The sequence below is a fragment of the Photobacterium sp. genome, from assembly GCF_057456235.1.
The window spans coordinates 239,889-261,711 of the sequence record NZ_JBVCPH010000005.1 but is presented as its reverse complement, the minus strand read 5'-3'; the positions used below and the strand labels follow the sequence as shown (position 1 = coordinate 261,711).

Below are 21,823 nucleotides of genomic sequence, written 5' to 3'. Positions count from 1 at the left end.
GGTGCGTTATATAACACCAAAAACCAAGTGCCTTATGCCCTGCCCGAGCATAAAACCCGCAGCACCTTTAAAACATCGTCCAGTGTCGGCGGGCAGAACTTCAATGAATGGCGCTTTGACGACAAAATAAATAACGAACAAGTCTATCTTCATGCCGCCAAAGATCTCGATACCACCGTACAAAACATCCGCACCCAGGAAATACTGAATGCCGATCACCTTACTGTCCACGATTGCCGCTATCAGGAAATCAAAGTTGATGATCACTGCACGGTAAACGGAAATCAGTTCGAAAAGGTCGGCGGAGATAACCATCACGAGACTGCAGGCACGCAGCAGACCAAAATTGGCAGCAAACACCTTACCGAAGCGGGCAGTGAAATCCACATCAAAGTGGGCAATAAAGCAGTGATTGAAGCCGGATCCGAAATCACCCTGAAAGGCGGCGGCAGTTTCGTGAAAATCGACCCATCCGGCATCAAGCTGAATTCTGACGGCAGCGCGGGAAGGGGGAGTGGCTACGGAGGCCAGTCGCCACAATTGCCGAGAGTGATTGGTCAGGCTGACGCACTGGCCGCATCAACCGCGATGCAGGTACAAACAGTGGCGTCGTCTATGTCTCTGGCCGCGTTTGGGAATATGGCGAAAAGGGCCGTTGCACCAGTAAACAGTAACTCATTAATGACTGATGATGCGTTGATCGCACATTGTGAGAAACAAGCCGATGGTTCGTGCCCATTGTCTGATTGCCCTTGTTTAAAGACAAATAAGGGGGCGTAATGGTCGATAAATTCTCAGATGTATTGATATCACATTGTCCGTTATATCTGGTGCTTGATACTGCATCTTATGATCCGGGGTTACTAACCAAAATATACAATATTGATCCAATGCCAGAGCTGGATTTCTTATTTTCGGCAACGCAATACCATTCATTGGCAATGGATGGCCCTGTCATCGTACAAAGCACCGAGAGGTTGCTTGAATTCTTTATCAATGAATTTATCACCGGTGGTTATGCCGGTTTCGCGGTGCAGGCAAAGTTAGAACAAAGTGAGGTTGCAGAGCACTTGAAGCGAAACCTAACGGTTTGTGCTGATGGGAAAGAGTGTCTGTTTCGATTTTATGAGCCGCGTTATTTATCAGCAATTTTATCAGATGTGGTGCCTGAGCAAAGACAGTATCTAATGGGGAATGTGGAAGCGCGCTGGATTTGGCCACACCGATATGAAAATGAAATTATGGGTTGGGAGTATGCTGATAACTTGCCTGATCCTCAGATTGATACAACCTCAAGCCGATTAGCATTAACCCCCAGCCAATTGGCACAGCTACAACAAAGCCAAAATACCATCGTTATTGATAATGTCGCAATGAAGCTGAAAGGCAAAGCTGAACTCGCTAACCTGAGCTTAGAGAAACGGCATCAGTTGATAATGTCATGGCTTATGCCTTTATTGTCCAAGAGCCCAATCAACCCTCTCAGAGCGGAGCAATTCTGCTTGGGGCTTAATGATCTAACGCCAGATAGTCAAAAAGCGTTGCTGATGGAAATAACACAACGCGGATATGAAATAAAAGCCGCATTGGCATTAGTTAAAAAGTATCAAATAAAGGAAAAGAATAATGTCATCCAATTCACCTCGGCACGCATGTGATCAAGGCTGTGACTTAATTATTGAAGTGCTGGGGCTTGTTGATGAAAAGCAAAAACTGGTGCTGCTTAGAAACAATAAATTATTTCTGCCGTTTGAAAAATCAGTGACGACCAACGATAGCACGAAATTTATTGTTGATGACTATATGGCTTGCGATCAACAAACAAACGCGAGAGATGTGATTGCAATTAATACAGGCAGTGATAATAAGCCTTATTACGTTCCTTTAACGGGCGGGGTGATGTTAAATCCGGCCCGCCCGGCAAAAGACGGAAAACGGGAACAAGCCCGGATCAATGCCGCGGTTCCCTATACCTCATTAGATGCCCATATGCTGACGCAGCAGGCCGGCAGTGATAATCAGGCATTAGAGAAAATAATCGCCTTACCTCAGGGGTTTCTTTATGTCTTCAACAATGGTCGGTTATGGCGTGAGATCGTTATTGATTACAGTCAAGACAACTGTCTAACCTTTACCGATCTGGATATAGCAACATGGCGTGAACAATGGCAAGAAGATCAGCCGCACCTGCCAAGGGTCATAGCAGGGCAGGCGCAAGATACCATCTGGTTTCCGCAAGATATCTCAGCGATAAGCGGGGAGAAGAAAAACCAGATAGATTTTGCCTTTTCATCAGAGCCATGGAGCAGCGCCTATATCAACTGGTTGGAAAAAGGAAAGGATCGATATTTATCTCGTACACAATCTCCAGTGAGGTTGTTTGAACAATTTTGGAAAGAAAAATTTGATCCCAGAACCGCGCATTACGCCGCCCCCGTTAATGACATAAAACCCCAGACCCCCCGACAACCGATTATTGAACAAGCTCTGCTACAGCCAACACATTTCCTGCACGATTTAAGTGGTCAATACCCACGAGAACAAAAGAATAAGTCGGAATCAGCAGTAAAAGCGATATCCGATCCGAAGACGTTTAATGCTGAAAAACTGGCAGAGTTAGAGCCTGAATTTGTATTACCGGCGTTATCTAAACAGGTCAGTAAGGCCGGGCCAAAAAAAGATCAGAAAGCGGAGATACCGGCAACAGAGATAGGTGAAGTAGCAACGGGTGATTGCTTTACACGGGTTCGCGATAAAGCCATTCACGGCTTTATGGTCGCAGACGTGCGCGGCGCGATACACCAATATTTAAGTCAGATGGAATCGAGTGCGGGATGCCTGTCACTATTGTGTGAAGCGTGTTACTACACCCCTTATGGTACCAGTTCCATGTTGGTTAATTCCCTGGTAAGGGCGAGTAAAACCGGCACGCAAGACAATCCGTATCACAGCGATAAAATCAACTTACAACCCGGAACAGTGTTTGCGTCGGGCATCATGCTTTATGAGCGTTGGGTAATGCACCAAAATCTATCATCGGCGATGGCTTCTCTTTACCGGTTAGTCAGCGATACGCCGCTTGTTATTAATAGTTTGAGAGACTTATTCTCGTTAGATGATGCCGATTACATTGCCGGTTTTATGGAAGTTCCGGCTTTGCTGGCAGCGCTCAATATCAAGGTTGAAGACATTGATAAGCTGGCAACCAAAGATGAGCTTAAATGGGTACGCAATGACAGCGCGTTACAAGGTTCAGGGGCTGATTTTAAGAAGCAGTTAAGTCTGAGCGGCATTTTTGATTTTATGGGGGTATCAGAGGAAAACTGCACTGCCGGTAACGACGGTAGCGGGCTATTCAGGCCGCACGATTTTGAAAAAATATGCGATGTCAATCATGCGATCTGGAAGAAAAGCCAGTTTGATACGCCTTATCCAGCATTGTTTATGCAAAGGGAAAAAGAACAACAGCAGGCCATGGCAGTGGTCGAAAAGAAACTGGTTGAGCAACAACGACATTCAAATGTTGCTGGCGATTTGATGTATGAAATGGCGGTTACCAGCTTCGGTCTAATGCGACGTGTTACTGGCGGGACGACGGCATTAATCAGTGAATATATGAATGCGTACGCAAAGGAGTTGTTAGAAAAAGCGAAGGAAAATGGAACAAAAAAACAGTTTCTAACCTCTCATATTTATACCGGTACAAAAAAAATAAAGTCGGCAATTTATTTGAACAGCTGCAAAATAGTGACGCAAATCTGAGAGCAAAGAATGCACTGCTATCGCCATTAAATGCAATTACCGATCTGAAACAAATAAACGTTCAAACGTCTAAGCAACTAAAAAAACAAGGTGTACCTGTATTAAGGAGTACTGATAACAGTCGGTTTTATTCCGGTAGTGAATTAGTCGCTTCTAATAATCCTCGTGATTTAAAACTGGCACAAAAGACAGGTCATCAACGAAATATTTTAGCAACCTATGTTGAGGTAGACACAAAGCGTGAAAATATTGCTCTGCGAATCTGGTGGGATCATGCTAAAGGAATACTGACAGGGTTAACGTTAATTGACACGATTAATTTGATGTATGCAATTAAAGATTATGCTAATACTTATAAGGAAAGTGGAGAGCATGATATATATTTAGTAACCTCCATAGGTAGCGCTTTAGGCGATTTGACTGTAACAAGTTTGACGCTGTATCGGGAAGTCATGCCGCTATCGAAGGTATCGTTGAAGGTGAGTTCTGAGTGGTTTGCAATTGATAATAAATATTTAAAAAATTCAATAAGTTTTTCTCGCTTAAAAGTTGCAGGTTTAGTTGCTGGCGGGCTAACCGCGATACTTGATATCTGGCAAGGTGTTCGGTTAATTGACGATAAAGATAACGATGCGGGTATCGCGTCAATCTTTGCCGGGGTAGGGATGGGCATTGCAATGGGAAGTGAGCTTCTTGCCAGTACTGCGCTACTTGCCGCTATGGGGCTAACGCCTCTGGGTTTATTATCATTAGGTCTATTTTTAGGTGCTGGTGGAATGTTCTTGAGGGAGTTATGGAAAGATAACAAAGTGGATAAATGGCTAATAGGTCAAGAAGATAAATCAATTGAACCTTCACCGTTTTATACCGGTATTGAAAATGAGAAAAGTGAAATTGAATTGATTGCTGAACTATTTCGCTTAATCGAAATAGATACATCATTTAGAGACGAGAGAGACAGTTCAATGACAATTGCTTCAGGCCTGTTATCTCATCCGTCTATGTCGCTACTCACATTCAACAAAAACCCAATCATATCAATGGAGTTAGAAAAACGTTTTCGGTTATCGAGTGCAAGAAATCAGCGCTCATTCATAACGCCAATGGTAAAGGGGAAATGGTTGAATGGTAATGAGGGGCAAATTATTGGCTTTGATTGTTTGTATCACCAGAACGAGATAGCAGCAAAATATTCACTATCAACAGTAGCAGCACGCTGGCAAGGTGAACTTGTTTTGTTTGACATAAATCAAAACAAGTTTGTCCCCCAAAAGCTGGTTTTTAGTTATAAAAAGAATGACAGCGAACAACAATATAATGATGGAAAACTAGAAATAGAGTGGCTAGCATAATGGAAGAGAATTACTATCAAGATACCGCCTTCAATAGTCGCACCGCCGACTTACAGCGGCCGTGGAATAATACAACGTTTGATATTCGACTGGCGGGCAGGCGGCAGCCGTGGCTGAAGGTCTATAGTCGGCAATTGCCGATGAAGTTTGTTGATGATTGGCTGTTAAACAAAGAGTCTTTCATTAAGGTTCAGCATTTAATGAACCATGAAAGCTTTAACTTTATCACCACCAAAGGTGGCTGGGCTTTATTGCATACCTGGTTAAAGATTTTCTCTGTGTTTACATCAATTTTTTTTATACCGTTAATTGGAACCTTTGCTGTTACTATTTATTTCGCTGATGGTGAAGGGATAACTTTATTAATCACCCTAAGGGGGTGGCTAGATTGGTTTGTTTTTTCGGTGTTGTTTTTTCTTGTCAATATACTGCTGCTGTGGGCAGTTAAAAAGACCAAACCCCTTGCGATGAGTAACTTTGTTAAAGGATATAAAACCCTTTTCAGAAGAACTGGTGAAGTAGGGTTTTGGAATAATAAAAAATTCGACAAACAAGATATTAAAAACTTTGACTCTTATTCCATTCATCTTCGAGATCGATACATGATTAGCAGTTTTAATCATGAGATCCGCAACCGTTATAGTGGTGATGGTTTTGGTATGATCTTTTCATCAGTTCGTAGTCATTCAAATAATTTTATCGAATGGGAATTCATCCGCCAGTACATGGATATAAGCCAGCCGTTGCCTGATATTCCCCAGCTAGAGTATTGCCGCCACCTTGACCCGGTCACTGCCGAATACGATAAAAAAGGTAAACGCCGCTTACCCAGCGGCCAAAAATGCCCCGCTGATTTTTGGCGCAAGATGGACAAAGCAACCTTCGAAAAGAAGTATCGAAAGATGTTTGAGAATGCAGGAAAAGATATCAATTGGCAAAACAAGCGTTGCATTCTAACAGGCAAGCTGGGTACGAAAATTTAATGTTTACATTATGAAAAAGTTTAACCTATGGCTGAAGTAACATTACTGATGATATTGGCTGCTTGTCAGTAATGAGTTGGTTGTTACAGAGGTAGTTTATGCCGACTCATGCTCTTGTTGTTGATTAGCCTATGCTGCAAAGGACTTGTTATCACTTTTCAGCAACTACCTCTGTAAGTGATTGATAGCGAGCAAAAATATAATGATGGAAAACTAGAAATAGAGTGGCTAGCATAATGAATGACAATTATTACCAGGATACCGCCTTCAACAGTAGCACCGCCGAGTTACAACGGCCTTGGGATAATACAACGTTTGATATTCGACTGGCGGGTAGACGGCAGCCGTGGCTGAAGGACTATAGTCGGCAGTTGCCGATGAAGTTTGTTGAAGATTGGCTGTTAAACAAAGCGTCTTTCATTAAGGTTCAGCATTTAATGAACCATGAAAGCTTTAACTTCATTACCACCAAAGGTGGCTGGGCTTTATTACACACCTGGATGAAAATTTTCTTTCTACTTTCGTCATTTTTTTTATACCGTTAATAGGTACCATGGTTATTTATGTATACGCTGCTGATGGTAAAGATGTGACTATATTAATCACACTTGGTGGTTGGGTGGATTTGTTTGTTTTTTCGGTGCAATTTTTTCTTGTCAATATACTGCTGCTGTGGGCAGTTAAAATAACCAAGCCTCTTGAAATGAACAATTATGTTAAAGATTATGTGACATTATTTAGAAGAACCGGCGAGGTGGGGTTTTGGAATAATAAAAAACTCATTAAGCAAGATATTAAAGACTTTGATTCCTACTCTGTTCACCGTCGCGACCGATATATGATTAGCAGTTTTGATCATGACATCCGTAATCGTTATAGTGGTAAACCTATAGGTGTGTCTTTTTCAACCATTGAGTGTCATGCCAGTAATAATTTTATCGAGTGGGAGTTCATCCGCCAGTATATGGACATAAGCCAGCCGTTGCCTGATATCCCCCAGTTAGAGTACTGCCGCCACCTTGACCCGGTCACTGCCGAATACGATAAAAAAGGCAAGCGACGCTTACCCAGCGGCCAGAAATGCCCTGCTGATTTTTGGCGCAAGATGGACAAAGCAACCTTCGATAAAAAATACCGCAAGATGTTTGATAATGCAGGTAAAGATATCAACTGGCAAAAAAAGCGCTGTATTCTAACAGACAAGTTAGGTACGGAAATCTAACATTTTTAAAAAGGATTTACCTATGCCTAAGCAGCATTATTGGGTGATATCGGCACCCAGCATGATGGTTTTCATCCATCCCCGATCATTTCGGCCAGCTCAGACGTCTTCATTGATGGCCGTCCAGTGGCCCGCAAGGGCGATGCATTAATGCCGCATATTAAACCCAAGCATCCGCCGCACCCGCGCAGCATCGCATCGGGTGTGGGGTCGGTATTGGTGAATGGTAAACCCATCGCCGTCGGCGGCTCTAAAATCAGCTGCGGCGGGAAAGTGTAGGCGGGCAGCTCGGTAAAAGCGGGCTAGTTACTTCAGCAAATGACCGAAAGAAATGATTTGATGTTAAGTCTGAAAGAGCATCAGATTATGACGCTGAATTTACCACCACTAAATTAGCCGGACACATTGTCGATATAAAGCCAAATGGGACACAGGATGATCGATTCGCGGGCATGGCGTGTGCCACGTCTGACGTCTTTGATGGCGTTGAGTTCAAACCCGTTGCAAGTGAGTTTGATCTCATCAGTGGATGCCTAGCAGTATCGGATGCCATTTATGTGGCGCTGGATGATCTGTTAGCCGACTTAACCAATATAACCACGCACTTTGCCACTGTGATTGCGGATAACCGAGTCTTTGAAGAAAAGAAAGGTAATCAGATTTTGGTCATGGAGCACATACTCCAGCTAACGGCTGCAGCCGCCAGCGACACGTTCAATTATCCCGCCGGTATCAGTACCGAGGCGATGAAGCGTGAATATTATGAGAAGGTGAGCCGTCTCTATGATTTAGAGCTGGAGTTACACAACTCAATTAATACCAGGCAATATGGTCAAATAGATCAAGCTCCGGTTCGGCAGCTAACAAATGAAATAGAACAGGAATATAACGCAAAACCGAATATGGAAGCGCTCCGCCCCTGGGTACTGCGAAAGAAATACCGTGAAGTGGTCGATTGGAAGCAAGCTCAGCAAGAATACGATGAAATCAAAACCGAATTGGAAAAGCGCTTTGAACATCAGCAGGCAGCCGCCAGAGATTTGCAGCATTGCTTAATACGTTTAGGCAACGATCCGAAGGCATGCTTTGTCGATAATCAGTGCCAGCGTGATCAAACCTATCTGCATTTCTTCATGGCAAATATCATTGAAGTGATCAGCCAAAATATCACCGAAGAAATGGCGCAGTGGATCCGTGACGAATTTGAATCTCCCACCAGTCTGGTGGCCCTTACCCTCTCTGGTTTTGATCTTGAGCTTCATCAGGTGATTGGCAAAGCCTTTCAGGCGGAAGATTCAAATCAGATACTGAAATATTCGGATCTGGGCAACTGGATTGCCAGGCGAAATGATATCGTCAACTTCATCGAGCACCCTGAAATACAGCATTCACCGTTCTGGTCAAAAATCAGTACCACACTTCAAAAAGTCATGACGGCATTTACTGCTGCCATTTCAGTGCCGGCGAATATATTAGCCCGACAAGTGGCTTCCATGAGTAGCGTTGTCGCCTACTTATCGCCGGCATTCACCATCAATCACCCAGACGCCACGCAGGCTTATCAATGGCGAAGATTGCTAGCCGAGCGATATGCCACTAATGTCGGACTCAAGGGAATTACCAAAAAACCGCTTTTGAGGTACCGTTGCTGGTAGCAACGACCGATCGCAATTTAACCCAAACGCTCAAGCATACTGTGACGCAGGCGATATTAACCAAGGGCAAAGCGCAGACTCAAGCTACCTGGAACAGGCTGGGGGAATTCGGCGGTATCGTCGCCGTTTTGAATATTATTGCGGTTAAAAACGCTTACAACGATATTCATGGCAAAGCGTATGTATCAGCGGAAGAAAAGCGACTGGTTAAACAAAGCCTCGGTTATGCCGCGGCTGCGATAGCCGGGGTTTTCCAAGGCAGTGCATGGGTGCAGATAAAAGGAAAAGAAGACGTTCTTAGCAAACCCGTAAGACTCTGGTTTAAAGCGGGGGCTGAAGAGTTAGCTGAGTTTAGTGATGACTTAATTAAGCAGGCCCGGCAGTTTTCGCGTTTTACACTGATTTCAGCTGGTTTTGGCCTGTTTGCGGCTGTAATTGAAGGTTGCGGCTTATATGAAGAGTTTAAAAGAACTGAAGGTATTGAACAGGGGCTAATTGGAATTAAAATTGGTTCCGTCGGAACCATGGGATTAATTAATGTTGCACAGTGCTATCGTTTTTTAACATGCAAGCTGATCGGGTCTCTGTTCGCGGGATGGATGGTGACAGGGCTATGGATTGCAGGCGCTATTTATCTAGTAGTCACGTTAATACAAAGTAATTTACGGAAAGATGAATATCAGAAATGGTTAATGGCAACCAAATGGGAAACCAGCCCGGGTTCAGATTGGTCATCTGATGATAGTCAGAAAATCATCCAAAAAACATTAGGTGACTTATACCGGATAATGCTGAAGCCAACATTGTACGTTAAATCTCCAATCACGGATTATAAATCCTCTGGCGTTACATATCCTCCTTCGGTAGGAATAAGTGAAAAGCTACACTTTAAACTCTATGTGCCTGCGGCTTTAAAAGATTCTGATATCACCGTTGAAATATATAGTGACTATATCGTCAGGGAATCAAAACGCTGTCGGTGGATTAAAAATGAGGATGACAACGTTTATATTCTTGAATTGACATTTTCCAAGCATGAGTTGTTACAAACACCAAAAGTCGCAGTGAGATATGGATATTCGAATGAGAATTACAATTTTTATCCATCATTGACCAGTGATGGTGCCTATTTAGAGCCTGTAGCTGAGAGTGTTGATGTTAGGCGAGTGTATAGAAATAAAATAGTCAAAAAACTGGTGATTGGTGGTGCATAATGGATATTGAAATAAGTAACCAGAAGAAAGTCAAAGAGTTCGAAACGCTACTAAAAGATAAGTTGTATTCTCAATCTTCAGTTTTAGATTGGGAGATTGTTCACTTCATGCAGATTTATAAAAATAAGTATGGTGAGCTTCTGATCACCGTCTTTTTTATAATACTGTTTGCAAGCTGGGTTGATTTTAGTGTTAACGATGAGGTTTCCTTTTTTATAATGTCAACATTTTTTTGTTGTTTAAGTGCTTTTTTATGGTATACAACCGGAAATAATAAAACACACTTTTACTATTATTTTACGGAATCAGGTTTTGTTAAATAATATCATGATGAGTTACCGCTCTGGCTTTATGCCGGGGTAAGAAAGCTATCTTATGTCGGGATGGCCATCTGTTTTCTGGCATTATTGATGGTAGGCCCGATGGCATTTGTGGGTGTCGGGGCGTTTGCGCTAATGAGCTTTGGAATGTCAAGTTTTGATAGGGTTACCCACTCTCTGCCTTGTTTATGGAAGGATGTTGAACGAATTAAATATAGTATAACCAAAAATAGATTAATGTTGATAGGAAGGCAGTTCTATCCCGAGTTGAAAAATCGTGACGGTAGTGATTACTATAATACTAGGTCCTGTATTATTGTATGCTCAGAAGGTGAGCTTGACACTATTATGGAAAAGACACTGCAATTAATCGGTCGCGATATCAAAATTACTCATGATGAAGAGTTTTTGTAGCGTGAAATGGTATCTGAGAAAAAAGTTGTAAGCTTCAGTTAACAAATGGGTTGCCGGATAAACAAAAGAAATATCAGAAATGGCTAATGGCAACCAGATGGGGAGCCCGGCCAGATTCAGACTGGTCATCTGATGATAGTCAGAAAATCATCAAAAAAACATTAAGTGACTTATACCGGATAATGCTGAAGCCAACGCTATATGTTCAATCTCCAATCACAGATTATAAACCCTCTGGCGTTACGTATCCTCCTTCGGTAGGAATAAGTGAAAAGCTGGTCTTTAAACTCTATGTTCCTGCGGCTCTAAAAGATTCTGATATTAGTATTGAAATTTCAGCTGACTATACAGTCAGTGAAACAAAGCGCTCTCGCTGGGTTAAAAATGAGGATGACAACGCTTATATTCTTGAGTTGACATTTTCCAAGCATGAGTTGTTAAAAACACCAAGAGTTACAGTGAAATATGGGTTTTCAAATGAGGATTACAGTTATGGTTTTCATCCATTGTTAACCAATGATGGTTCCTATTTAGAACCTGTGGCCGAGAAGGTTGATGTTAGACGAACGTATAGAAGTAAAATAGTAAAAAACCTTGTGGTTGGTGGTGCATAATGGATATTGAAATAAGTAATCAAAAGAAAGTGAATGAGATTGAAAGTCAATTAAAAAATAAGTTGTATTCTCAATCTTCAGTTTTAGATTGGGAAATCGTTCACTTTATGAATATTGAAAAAAATAAGTACCTAGACTTTCTAGGTCCTATTTTTTTTATAACACTGTTTGCAACCTGGACTGATTTTAGTGTTAACGATGAAGTTTACACATTTTTTTAATGTCAACGTTTATTTGTTGTTTGGGTGCTTTTTTTTGGTATACAACGGGTAATAACAAAACGCACTTTCACTATTATTTTACGGAATCAGGCTTTGCTAAAGAATACCATGATGAGTTACCGCTCTGGCTTTATACCGGGGTAAGAAAGCTATCTTATGTCGGGATGGCCATCTGTTTTCTGGCATTATTTATGATAGGTCCGATGGCATTTATAGGTGTCGGGGCGTTTGCGCTAATGAGCTTTGGAATGTCAGGTTTTGACAGGGTAACACACGGTACGGGCTATTTATGGAAAGATGTTGAAGAAATAAAATACAGCTATTCACAAAATCGATTTATGTTGATGATAATGCGGAATTACCCAGAACTAAAAAATAGCGATGGCAGTGATTATTCTAGTTACGGAAGGATCAGAATTGTATGCCCGGAAGGTGAGCTGGACGTCATAATGGAAAAGACACTGCAGTTAATCGGCTGCGATATCGAAATCACTCATGATGAAGAGTTTTTGTAGCGTGAAATAATGGTATTTATAAAAGCAGAATAAGCTTCAGTTAACCGTTTGATTAACAGCCACCAACAAAAAAGGATTTACCTATGCCAAAAGTAGCACTATTGGGTGACATCGGCACCCAGCATGATGGTTTTCATCCATCCCCGATCATTTCGGCCAGCTCAGACGTCTTCATTGACGGCCGCCCAGTGGCCCGCCAGGGCGATGCATTAATGCCGCATATCAAACCCAAGCATCCGCCGCACCCGCGCAGCATCGCATCGGGTGTGGGGTCGGAATTGGTGAATGGTAAACCCATCGCCGTCGGCGGCTCTAAAATCAGCTGCGGTGGGAAAGTACAGGCGGGCAGCTCGGTAAAAGCGGGCTAGTTGCAGGGAGTGGTGAGTATCACTCCTAAAAAAAGAAAAACTTATTTTTGCGTCGCTGGGTTAATTCATCTTTTAGTACTTTTAAGGTTGATAGCAATTCGGTGAAATTTACGTGCCGTTGGTTGGGTTCACGCTGCATACCTGAAATAAGAATGGCTTGTAACGGCACATATTTTAAGTTCTTGTCGATAACCATTGGTGTTTCATTCGCGTTATGGCGAATGTTGAAAATTAATTTATACAGTAAAACACACAGCGAGTATTGATCGCTTTTAATTGTTGGTGCTGTTCCTGCTAAAACCTCTGGCGCAGCGTAATCCCCGCTCCATGCGTGGACTTTAGAAAAATCGATAGCACATCGGTTGTTTTTTTCGTTCACACTTCGACTGATACTGAAATCGAACAGGGTCAGATGGCCATTTTTATCAATCATAATATTTTCGGGCTTTATATCACCATGAATGACACCTTTTTTATGGCAATGGAGAACGGAAAATATCAATGATGATGCGAGTACAAAGCGCTCTTTTTCTTTGGTAATACCAAAAGGTGATGCGAGTAGCATCGATAATGGTTCGCCTTCCATTTTTGGCATCACGATAAATGCATTATGGCTTTGCTGGCAAATATCAATCTGGTTAATGGGTAAGATATTGGCGTGTTGCAGCTTTTGGGCCTGAGTAAACTCATTGACCAGCAGTAGTCCGGCATCGGTATATTCTAGCGCTTCTCGGGTCAGCATTTTGATCGCGAAATGGATCTGATTAACCCCTAAACTCAGTAGCAGTAAATCACTTGCCTGATAGACAACGCCCATTCCTCCCACGCCTAAAATCTTATTTAAGCGATAACGCTTATTTAATACCTCATCTTGCACGGGTAAACATGCTGACTGTTTTTTATCGGTTGGTGATAACGACAAGCTGGATTGTTCTGTCATGGGGTAACCTTGATCATAATGGCAGATAAATTGTCACTCGCTTCCGTTTGCAGCGCTTTTGATTTCAGTTTTTCAGAACCCTTTATGGGGCTGTCAGACGACATCGAGGCCTGAATCATTTTGGCTGTTAAGGCGTTATGAAGCCCATCCGTTGTGAGTAAGAAAGTATCATCGTTCTGAACAGCCAGGATGCAGTGTTCGATATTCAATTTACTTCCCATTCCAATTGCCCGGGTTAACACCGAACGACCATTGAGGCGCTGGCTATGATCTCTGGATACTTGATATAACCGGTTTCGCCGATAAAGGTAACAACGGGAATCGCCTGCCCACAAACAGGCGATATGTCCTTGGAAGGCGATAAGCAAACAGACAGTACTGCCAATGACTGCACTTTGAGACAGGGTCTTCTCCTGACTGAGATGATGATTGACGCGATAAAGCGCGTCTTTAATCATTGCTACTCGTTCTTCTAGTGAACCAGAAAAGATCTGATGCTGAATCGCCTCAATCACCATTCTGCTTGCTATCTCGCCATATTCATACCCGCCCATTCCATCAGCGATGACCCAGATATTTTCTGGGCCAAGTGACAGTACCGCATCTTCATTTTTGGCTCTGACTTTACCCACATGAGTAAAATGTGCAGAATGAAAATGTGTGCCCATAATTACGATAGCCTCTTAGGAAGTGTAAAGTTTTTTAGCAGCTTACGGTCAAATGGGGTTGGGGTGCGATCACTGTAAATAAGGTATTGAGCGTTCATCCCCTTGTTTTGCAGATCGATCTTGAGGACATCTTGCCCCTGATATTTGTTGACCTTGAAGCCGTCAAGGATCCGGAAAAATGCCCAGGGCCCAGTTGCTTGCTTACTCACGACATTTACACCACTTAAATCTTTAAGAACAAAGTTGACGAATTGGCGTTGTTCGCTGATTGGCCAGCTCAGCGATTTCTTCTGAATCGGACCGTGGCGATATAACACTGTCTGATCGCCATAGTTAAATTCGGCCTGCAAAGCGGTTGCATCCAGCTCAAATGGTGCGATTTTAAACCCGATTTTAGGCTGGGTTTTATTGCGGCCATAGAAGGTATGCTGAATTTGCAAGCCTTGTGAATACTGGTACATGAACTGCGTGGAAAGGCCAAGATCACGTCCATTTAAGGCGCTGAGCGATAATGACCCACCGCGGTTTTGTACAAATGGTGCTAATGTTGAACGATAGAACTTGTCCAGTACCCCGTCTTTCTGGAAGAAGGCATTGAAGTCTGCAATATTGACATCGCGGTTGCTGGTGGTGAATGGGTAACGACCTTTCAATGTTAAGGTGTACGGCACAATGACATGATCGTTATAGAGCATTTGTACGTGTTTCTGCGCTTCAGTTAATACAATATTCCACGCGTTATCGGCCACTTGATTCCACCATGAAGAAAGTGGCTGAGGCAAATTGCGGGCAGTGTTCCGTACTTTATCGATTTCGGATATTTTGCCTTGCATCCGTTTTCGGGCCGCATCGAAAGAAGATTGAGGCGTATTCAGGGAATGCTTAATGATCGATAGACTGCTGTTAAGATCGTTGATTGTGACCAGTGCATCTTGCAGGGGAATACTGGCCTCGATACCATCAGGAATCAGCGTATTTAACTTATCAAACTGATGAGAAACACTGCGCCTTGCGGTCCAGGTTTTATTGTCAGCTTTAGGCAGGGCTCCCGCAGCCAGTTTAGCCAGTCGTTTCGCTTTGTAGTTGGTAACGTGTTTAGACCCTTCTTCTAATCCGGCTTTCGTTCCATCCTTGGCTAATTGGCTTTCATCAACAAAGGTAGTGTTTTCTTTAATGAGTGCCAGCACTTTAACCACGGGCTGACCGGCTGCGGTGACACTTGTGGTTTGTGAGACCGCCTGATCGAGAGTCGACACCGGGATCACTTTCAGTTGATCAACAGCGTCCTGCCAGTAACGAAGGTAGTCTCGGAAATATAAATTTTCGACATCGGCATAGATTTCACGAATTTCTAATGCGCTCAGATCAGATGATGTTCCAACTACCCAGTTTTCATTAATTAGGCTTTTAACTTGCTCTAACCCTTTGCTTAAAAAGACACGTTGGTAGCCTTGCTGGCTATATAAACCGGGAATGACGACATCGACATTGGTGAATAAAATCTGATTTGGGCCTAAGTAGTCACTGAATCTAATATTGGAGAGTTTCTGGTTGCTCGCTTCTTCTTTAATTTGTTGATAAACCAGCTCCGGTGTACTTGCCTGGCGCAATAGCTTACGGGTTTTGGCAACCAAATTCTGATTCAGCGTTACAGGCTTAAAGCCGGCATTGAGCAAACGATTAAAGTGTCCCTGTAGTTCATTTTGTTCCGTCGCGGATCCACTGTAGCGATATGACCAGTTAACGGCTATCCATTCGCTCATAAACGCTTTATCCATGCGTTCCTGCATATTCATCATCAGGTAGGCGCGAAGCGATTTGGTCAGGAATTCACGATTTTGCTGGTTGCTCGAGATCTGATTCTCTAATTCACTGGTGATACGAGGTAACAGCAGTTCTTGTAATTGCTGATAGTAAACCGCTTCAGCAACGGAGGCGATTTTTGTTCCTTGATTTAATCCGGAATGTTTTTCGAGGTATTGGAGCTGATCCGGATTATAAATTTGAGTTGAATGGTAAAGCGTATTTAGTGCCGGAAGAAGTTCAATTTCATCGGCAAGGGGAGAAATATGCAGTAACTGATCCTGGTATTGGTTTTTCAGGGTTAGCATTGTTTGCTGTTTCTGGTGGTTACCCAAAAAACCGTTAACCCAGACGCTACCCAGTCCGATGATAATTAAAGCTGATGCAATATATACGGAGCGGTTAATCCACTTAATCTTTTGTTCATATTTTTCATCTAACGTGGCCAGTTCACTGTTCGGAAAGATAACATCATCTAATAAACGGCGAATAAAAAATCCTCGTTGATGGCGGCTAGTTGGCAGTACGCGTTGGCTCATGCTCAGGTTTTGGCCAATGACAGCAGTAGATTCGGTAATATCCGTTGTGGGTTCCGGAACTGATGTGAGGTAGAGGCCGCGCAGGTGCGTCGGGCGGTGGTAGCGTGTTTCAGAAAAGGACAATTCACAGAACAGGGCTAGCCGTTCAACAATGGAGCTGAGTTGACGGGGAAACTGGAGTAAATCAGAACGGCGTGCTAAGTCACGCTCAGCATGGAAGAGCGGAAGAAGCTGGGCGTTGAAGCGACGCAGTAGCTCTTCGAATTCAAATTTTACTTTTTCGGCCTGTTCGCCTTCGCCTTGGTTAAAGGTGACGCCAACCACCTGATCCATATCGTCGCGGTTAAGGTGGGCAAAAAACGCATCAAAGCCTGTAACCAAATCCGTTTTGGTTAATACCAGGTAGACCGGGATATCAGAATTTAGGTGGTGACGGATTTCTTGCAACCGTTCGCGTACATAGCGGGCATGCTGCTCAATTTCATTTTCATCCGGGTTTTGTAATGTCTGAATATCAATAGTGAGCAGCAGGCCATTTAGCGGTCTTCGACGACGTTTAGTTCGGAGCGTGTTGAGAAATTTGACCCAAACCGGCCCTTCGATGTTGGATTCTGGTTGATCGAAATACCGTCCGCCAGCGTCAACCAATACTGCATGGTTGGCAAAATACCATTCACAATGTTGGCTGCGTTGAATATCACGGGTGAACTTTCCGCTGGCTTGGTTCAGCGGGAAATCAAGTCCGGAGCATTCAAGTAATGTAGTCTTGCCGCTGCTTTGCGGACCGATAACCATATACCAGGGAAGCTGATACTTAACACGATCGTCAAGCCTACCGTATAGACCTGCCCGTTTGATGGTGGCAACGGCCTCATTGAGTCTATCGGTTAACGCATCGACTGTTTCACGGATTAAGGATTGCTGAGCAGCCTGAGCCTCTATTTCTGCGCGATCTTGAGCTGCCTGGGCCTGACGCTTTTTGATCTGGTGATGAATGCTGATGCATGCAGCCCAAACGATTAAAAGCACAAAACAGGCAACCATTTTATGGCTGGTAGCGGACAATATGGCGTTACCGGCGATGGCAACTTGGTCGCCCCATAGCACAAGTAATACGCACAAGGTAAGGGTCAGGAATAGACTCCAGCACCATACTTGCTTAAAGGTGTTCCATATTTTTTTAAATACAGCTTTCATTGCTTTTAACTTCCCTGTTCACTGATCTGTACGTAGTTGTCGATAACAAGTGCGGATTGCTGATCAAGTACGTAGTAAAAGCCGCTATACAGGGCGGCGAGACTAAGTATGACCAAGCAACCAATACCCAGCAGTGACGTTCTTCGTGTCAGTTTATGACGTTGAAGGCTTTTTGGTTCCCAGTTTGGGGATAGGGTGCTCGGGTTGTCTCCGCGCAACATGCGGATTTGCCGATACAAACTGTCGCGAATCGCCTCCAATTCTGTAAGACCTCGCGCAAGTACGCGATACTTCCCCTCAAAACCAAGGCTCAGGCAAAGGTACATTAGCTCAAGCAAATGGAGGTATTTAGCCGGGTTGCGTGTCAGACGTTCCAGCAGTAAAAAAAACTTCTCACCGCCATAGGTTTCATTATGGAAGGTACTGAGCATGGAATGCTGCGACCAGCCACTGTCATTTCCCCATGGGGTGGTCACCACTGTTTCATCAATGAAGGTACAAAGCACGTAGCGGGAAATAGCAAGCTGGCTATTGTCAATGCCAAGGTTAGTGGCCTGAAATTCGAATGCTTTAATTTCACCGACCAGCCGGCTTTGCAACAGTTCGATATCAAGGTGCATTTCCCGTTTTAATTCGGAGGGTAAGATCAGCAGAGATGAGGCAGCATCAATGAGTGGATTGATCCCGACAACACTTTGCTCCTCGGACTTGACGCGGGTGGCATATACCATTCGTTCTTGCAGATGCTCGAAATGCGGTGCGTTATCATTTGCTGTTAACGAAGGTGATGACTCGTACGGTGCATGGTTAATCAGTACTGTTCTATCTACTGCATTTGCAGATTTTGCAGGGATAAGTGAAGTATTCATATTAACTGTTCCTTATTGCCCAGAATTGAAGTGAAAGATCACTGTATTCGCCGGCGATATGAAAAGCGAAACCGCCGGACTGAGCAAGCTGGGCACGATCAGTGGTGTTGAGATCCAACGCGAAGTAACAGTAGTCCCCATGGTAAGGCACTTGGCGGGGAGCGACAGATAACGCGCGACAGCGAATGCCGGGTAACTGAAGATTGACAAGGTTACGGATTTTTTCGACAGGCCCCACTTTGAGCTTAGGTGGCAATTGTTTACGCAATGTTTCCGGGTCGATATTAGTACGGGCAGCCAAGATGAAAGAGGCTTCCATCAGGAGGTCTTTTTCATTAACGGGCGCAACAAGTACGCCATGTTTGCGAGTCTGCAATTCAATTTCAATCGCATTTTGTTTCAATGTCTGGGTAAGTTGATGTCGCAGTGCTCGCATGAGCTCGCGGAAACAGGATGCCTGATCATGGTGTTGATACTGCAAGCTGAGATCCGTGCGTCTGGTTTTCGGGGCATAGGTCGATAACTCCCCATGAAGTGAAGCTAAGTGAAGAAAGAGTTCTTCCGGATGATACGCCCCGCTGTGGTACAGATAGTGCAGGATCGGCTCATATTTATTTAACAGTTGGAGAAGAAGGAAATCACCGATCTCAGAGGTCGCATGACCCGATTGAATAATACGTTCAGCTAGCACGTTGGCGCGATGAGTCACCAGGTTCAGCGCTTCGCGCAAGATTTTCTGAATCACATCTGAGTGGCGTCCATTGATATAACTCGGTTCAAAGTAGCTCTCAAACTCAACCACCCCTTCAGGGGTGACTTGCTTGATTTTACACAGCTTCAATTTCACCCAATGGTTATCAATGGCACTTTCATCAAGGATCTGAAAATCGTGCTGGCCACATGTCAGGCTTTGAATGTTCTGCGTATGCGCATTATTATCTGCAATCGTGACATCAAAAGCGGTGAAGCGCGTTGATATATGGTTATCATCTTCGCGGCGACTTTCTGGTGTATTAAGGGTTGTCACGGGGAGTGACAGATACAGTGTCGCGCCATTTGCATCTTGTGTCGCTTGCCAGATCAGCGGTTTTGATTGGTGATTAATATCGAATAGCGTTCCATCAGGAAGGACACCTTTAGCTTCATTAATCAATACCTTGCCGACCGATAAATGGTGTAGGTCTATACTGAGGGAATAAAACCCCCAGTTAAAACGATTCTGATTCTGTGAACGAACCTGCAGCTGATGATGCATATAGCGTTCATGTTGCTGGAAATGCTGTGGTCGTAACAGCATCCCTTCTTGCCAAATGACCTTATACATATCTAAGAACCTTCGCCTTGCGATTGTAAATTGTTAGATTGTCCATGTTTGTTACGAAGTGAAACGCGCTTGATCCGAAAGATGCCGGAGTCAGTGATACCGAGTTCAACTTTTTGCAGCTCTTCTTTTTCCAGCGTTTGCAAAAAGCGCCATTCGGCATCATTGATTTGCTGATAGGCGCCAATAATCCCAATGAACCGGCTATTTTCATTGAGATTTAGCTTCATGTTATGTTTTTCGCCTGGGCGTAAAATAAGCTCTTCTTCAGCAATGAAATCAGGTCCCAGGGTTTTTTGGGTATTTTCGTAGAGGTCAAAAAACGTTGCATTTTCGAATCCTGTCGCTGCTTTCAGTTCCACTATTTTCACCACCATTGGTGATGGCCGCCCGGTTTGATCCGGATTAAGATCTGACGTGGCGATCAGTGTGAGATCAACCAGTGTGGGATCCGGCGTGCTGCTGCAGGCAAAAAGCAGACTGCAAAAGAGTAGTGGTATTAATCTTTTCATTGTTATCCTCATGCGCGTAAGGCTGTATTTAGCAGTTGTAAATGTGTTTCATAGTGTTTAGCAAAATCTTGCTCTAGCAAGGCATTACGCCATTCAGCATCATTCTGGATTTTTTCATGTAATTGCGAGTAAGCACGCCAGTATTTGGCGTCTGCACGGCCAAAGCTGGCTTTAACACCTTCCTGGATGAAACGGTAGGTCAGTGTTTGTGGCGACAGCTTTTCGATAAGCTCTTGCACCATATGTTGGCTGGCATCGTTGATGGCGAGCTGGTGGGCTTGAATATCATTGCAGCCCTGAGTAATGGCTTCTGGCCCAGTAAGAAAGCCCCTTTTTTTCGCCAGTAGTATATTGAGAGCCTCTGAGGCATCATGGCTGAACTTGAGCGGATTATTGCCTTGTCCCTGTATTGTTGTCGCTTTGCCGCGCAGGTTGTTTTTCATTTCCGCCCGGGTACGGAGCAATTGCTGCAGGCCGCCAACGGACTGACGTAAAAGTACGCCGATATCGTGCGCGAGCTGTTGCTGATCGCTTTGCTGGGGAAGGTCGACCCCCAGCCCTTTGCTTAACGCGCTGAGAATGGCGGAATCTGAGTACTGATGTGCGGTGGCCGCTCTGTGTCCCGTCTGTGATCGGGAAGACTGCTGATTAATCGGTTCTGCCTCAATATCGTTATTTATATTAACGTCATTGCTCTCATTATCCGGGTCATTGTTACTAACACCCTCGCTTTCATGGATGATTACGTCGCCATTAATCGTAAAGTCTTCTGGAATTTGGTCTAATCCTGCTTCATGGCGAACAGAGTGATCGAGCACGGGGGATGGAATATGCTCTTTAAGTAAACTGTCATCACTTTCTTTCTCTTCGGTTTGAGAAGCCGCTATTATTTGCAGGTTCTGCAGGTCTTGATCGCTTTCCAGTAATTCGTCAACCGGTTCATCGTCAAGGAAACTGTCATCTGGGATCAGGGCGCGAAGTGTTTCTTTGTCTGCAGCATATTGTTCTGGATCTTGTACCAGAGTGACTTGCATCAGGTAATTGCCTATCCTGAAGCTGTCGCCATGGTGGATGGGATGCGCTTCGCCTTTATTTAGCGGTGCATCCTCCCCATCAAGAAAGGTGCCGTTGGTACTGCTATCTGTGATGAAGTACGAATCGTCGTCAAAAGAAATCGTTGCGTGGATATTAGATATCTGGCGCTTGGTATCGGGCAGGAACCATTCGGCGTAGTCACCTCGGCCTATGGTGCCCCCCGCTTTTTTAAAGGTAAATGATGTTGTTAAATTGGCTGGGTAGTCATCAGCACTAATTATATTGAAGACGAGATCCAT

At 43.9% G+C, this 21,823-nt stretch carries 23 protein-coding genes; 16 read left to right on the top strand and 7 right to left on the bottom strand.

The features are described 5' to 3' along the window. The 16 genes from AC2204_RS08210 to AC2204_RS08135 all read left to right on the top strand — a co-directional run. Nucleotides 1–780, top strand: a 780-nt coding sequence (locus AC2204_RS08210) for a bacteriophage T4 gp5 trimerisation domain-containing protein (protein ID WP_413466686.1), incomplete at its 5' end; no start/stop codon positions are given. After that, complete coding sequence (locus tag AC2204_RS08205; RefSeq protein WP_318925030.1) at nucleotides 780–1,658, top strand: DUF4123 domain-containing protein; 879 nt, start codon at nucleotides 780–782, stop codon at nucleotides 1,656–1,658. The genes AC2204_RS08210 and AC2204_RS08205, both read left to right, overlap by 1 nt. Next, nucleotides 1,627–3,762 (top strand): hypothetical protein, encoded by a 2,136-nt coding sequence (locus AC2204_RS08200; protein ID WP_318925029.1) that lies wholly within the window; start codon nucleotides 1,627–1,629, stop codon nucleotides 3,760–3,762. The genes AC2204_RS08205 and AC2204_RS08200 overlap by 32 nt, the downstream gene beginning before the upstream one ends. 323 nt (nucleotides 3,763–4,085) lie before the next feature. Continuing rightward, the gene (locus AC2204_RS08195) at nucleotides 4,086–5,114 is read left to right on the top strand and encodes a hypothetical protein (RefSeq protein WP_318925028.1); all 1,029 of its coding nucleotides are present in this window, start codon (nucleotides 4,086–4,088) and stop codon (nucleotides 5,112–5,114) included. Then, the gene (locus AC2204_RS08190; protein WP_318925027.1) at nucleotides 5,114–6,097 is read left to right on the top strand and encodes a hypothetical protein; all 984 of its coding nucleotides are present in this window, start codon (nucleotides 5,114–5,116) and stop codon (nucleotides 6,095–6,097) included. Before AC2204_RS08195 ends, AC2204_RS08190 begins: the two co-directional genes overlap by 1 nt. Nucleotides 6,098–6,333: 236 nt before the next feature. Next, complete coding sequence (locus AC2204_RS08185) at nucleotides 6,334–6,642, top strand: hypothetical protein (RefSeq protein ID WP_318925026.1); 309 nt, start codon at nucleotides 6,334–6,336, stop codon at nucleotides 6,640–6,642. Nucleotides 6,643–6,686: 44 nt separating this feature from the next. Beyond that, nucleotides 6,687–7,319 (top strand): hypothetical protein, encoded by a 633-nt coding sequence (locus AC2204_RS08180; RefSeq protein WP_318925025.1) that lies wholly within the window; start codon nucleotides 6,687–6,689, stop codon nucleotides 7,317–7,319. A 39-nt stretch (nucleotides 7,320–7,358) separates the two neighbouring features. Continuing rightward, nucleotides 7,359–7,598, top strand: coding sequence for a PAAR domain-containing protein (locus tag AC2204_RS08175; RefSeq protein WP_318925024.1), 240 nt, complete (start codon nucleotides 7,359–7,361; stop codon nucleotides 7,596–7,598). Between the two features lie 173 nt (nucleotides 7,599–7,771). Then, a complete protein-coding gene (locus tag AC2204_RS08170) occupies nucleotides 7,772–8,974 on the top strand; it encodes a hypothetical protein (RefSeq protein ID WP_318925023.1) in 1,203 nt (400 codons plus the stop codon). Next, a complete protein-coding gene (locus tag AC2204_RS08165) occupies nucleotides 8,965–10,188 on the top strand; it encodes a hypothetical protein (RefSeq protein ID WP_318925022.1) in 1,224 nt (407 codons plus the stop codon). The genes AC2204_RS08170 and AC2204_RS08165 overlap by 10 nt, the downstream gene beginning before the upstream one ends. After that, on the top strand, nucleotides 10,188–10,511 hold the full coding sequence (locus AC2204_RS08160) for a hypothetical protein (RefSeq protein WP_318925021.1): 324 nt from the start codon (nucleotides 10,188–10,190) through the stop codon (nucleotides 10,509–10,511). Before AC2204_RS08165 ends, AC2204_RS08160 begins: the two co-directional genes overlap by 1 nt. A 99-nt stretch (nucleotides 10,512–10,610) precedes the next feature. Next, on the top strand, nucleotides 10,611–10,922 hold the full coding sequence (locus tag AC2204_RS08155) for a hypothetical protein (protein WP_318925020.1): 312 nt from the start codon (nucleotides 10,611–10,613) through the stop codon (nucleotides 10,920–10,922). Between the two features lie 86 nt (nucleotides 10,923–11,008). Further along, nucleotides 11,009–11,536 (top strand): hypothetical protein, encoded by a 528-nt coding sequence (locus tag AC2204_RS08150; RefSeq protein ID WP_318925019.1) that lies wholly within the window; start codon nucleotides 11,009–11,011, stop codon nucleotides 11,534–11,536. Then, nucleotides 11,536–11,757 carry a hypothetical protein gene (locus tag AC2204_RS08145; RefSeq protein WP_318925018.1) on the top strand — a complete coding sequence of 74 codons (222 nt, stop codon included), beginning with the start codon at nucleotides 11,536–11,538 and terminating at the stop codon, nucleotides 11,755–11,757. The genes AC2204_RS08150 and AC2204_RS08145 overlap by 1 nt, the downstream gene beginning before the upstream one ends. After that, nucleotides 11,757–12,272 (top strand): hypothetical protein, encoded by a 516-nt coding sequence (locus AC2204_RS08140; RefSeq protein WP_318925017.1) that lies wholly within the window; start codon nucleotides 11,757–11,759, stop codon nucleotides 12,270–12,272. Before AC2204_RS08145 ends, AC2204_RS08140 begins: the two co-directional genes overlap by 1 nt. 83 nt (nucleotides 12,273–12,355) lie before the next feature. Next, nucleotides 12,356–12,640, top strand: a complete 285-nt coding sequence (locus AC2204_RS08135) for a type VI secretion system PAAR protein (RefSeq protein ID WP_318925016.1) — start codon at nucleotides 12,356–12,358, stop codon at nucleotides 12,638–12,640. 25 nt (nucleotides 12,641–12,665) lie between these two features. Here AC2204_RS08135 and AC2204_RS08130 read toward each other — a convergent pair whose 3' ends face one another. Genes AC2204_RS08130 through tagH form a run of 7 tightly spaced genes read right to left on the bottom strand, consistent with a single transcriptional unit; the run spans nucleotide 12,666 to nucleotide 21,823 of the window. Beyond that, nucleotides 12,666–13,580: a serine/threonine protein kinase gene (locus AC2204_RS08130; protein ID WP_318925015.1), complete on the bottom strand. Its 915-nt coding sequence runs from the start codon at nucleotides 13,578–13,580 to the stop codon at nucleotides 12,666–12,668. Continuing rightward, the gene (locus AC2204_RS08125; protein WP_318925014.1) at nucleotides 13,577–14,248 is read right to left on the bottom strand and encodes a PP2C family protein-serine/threonine phosphatase; all 672 of its coding nucleotides are present in this window, start codon (nucleotides 14,246–14,248) and stop codon (nucleotides 13,577–13,579) included. Before AC2204_RS08125 ends, AC2204_RS08130 begins: the two co-directional genes overlap by 4 nt. Before the next feature lie 2 nt (nucleotides 14,249–14,250). Next, on the bottom strand, nucleotides 14,251–17,787 hold the full coding sequence (gene tssM / locus AC2204_RS08120; RefSeq protein ID WP_318925013.1) for a type VI secretion system membrane subunit TssM: 3,537 nt from the start codon (nucleotides 17,785–17,787) through the stop codon (nucleotides 14,251–14,253). A gap of 5 nt (nucleotides 17,788–17,792) precedes the next feature. Further along, nucleotides 17,793–18,656 (bottom strand): type IVB secretion system protein IcmH/DotU, encoded by an 864-nt coding sequence (icmH, locus tag AC2204_RS08115; protein ID WP_318925012.1) that lies wholly within the window; start codon nucleotides 18,654–18,656, stop codon nucleotides 17,793–17,795. Nucleotide 18,657: 1 nt separating this feature from the next. Beyond that, the gene (gene tssK, locus AC2204_RS08110) at nucleotides 18,658–19,980 is read right to left on the bottom strand and encodes a type VI secretion system baseplate subunit TssK (RefSeq protein WP_318925011.1); all 1,323 of its coding nucleotides are present in this window, start codon (nucleotides 19,978–19,980) and stop codon (nucleotides 18,658–18,660) included. A gap of 2 nt (nucleotides 19,981–19,982) precedes the next feature. Then, nucleotides 19,983–20,489 (bottom strand): type VI secretion system lipoprotein TssJ, encoded by a 507-nt coding sequence (gene tssJ, locus AC2204_RS08105; RefSeq protein WP_318925010.1) that lies wholly within the window; start codon nucleotides 20,487–20,489, stop codon nucleotides 19,983–19,985. Nucleotides 20,490–20,497: 8 nt separating this feature from the next. Beyond that, on the bottom strand, nucleotides 20,498–21,823 hold the full coding sequence (gene tagH / locus AC2204_RS08100) for a type VI secretion system-associated FHA domain protein TagH (RefSeq protein WP_318925009.1): 1,326 nt from the start codon (nucleotides 21,821–21,823) through the stop codon (nucleotides 20,498–20,500).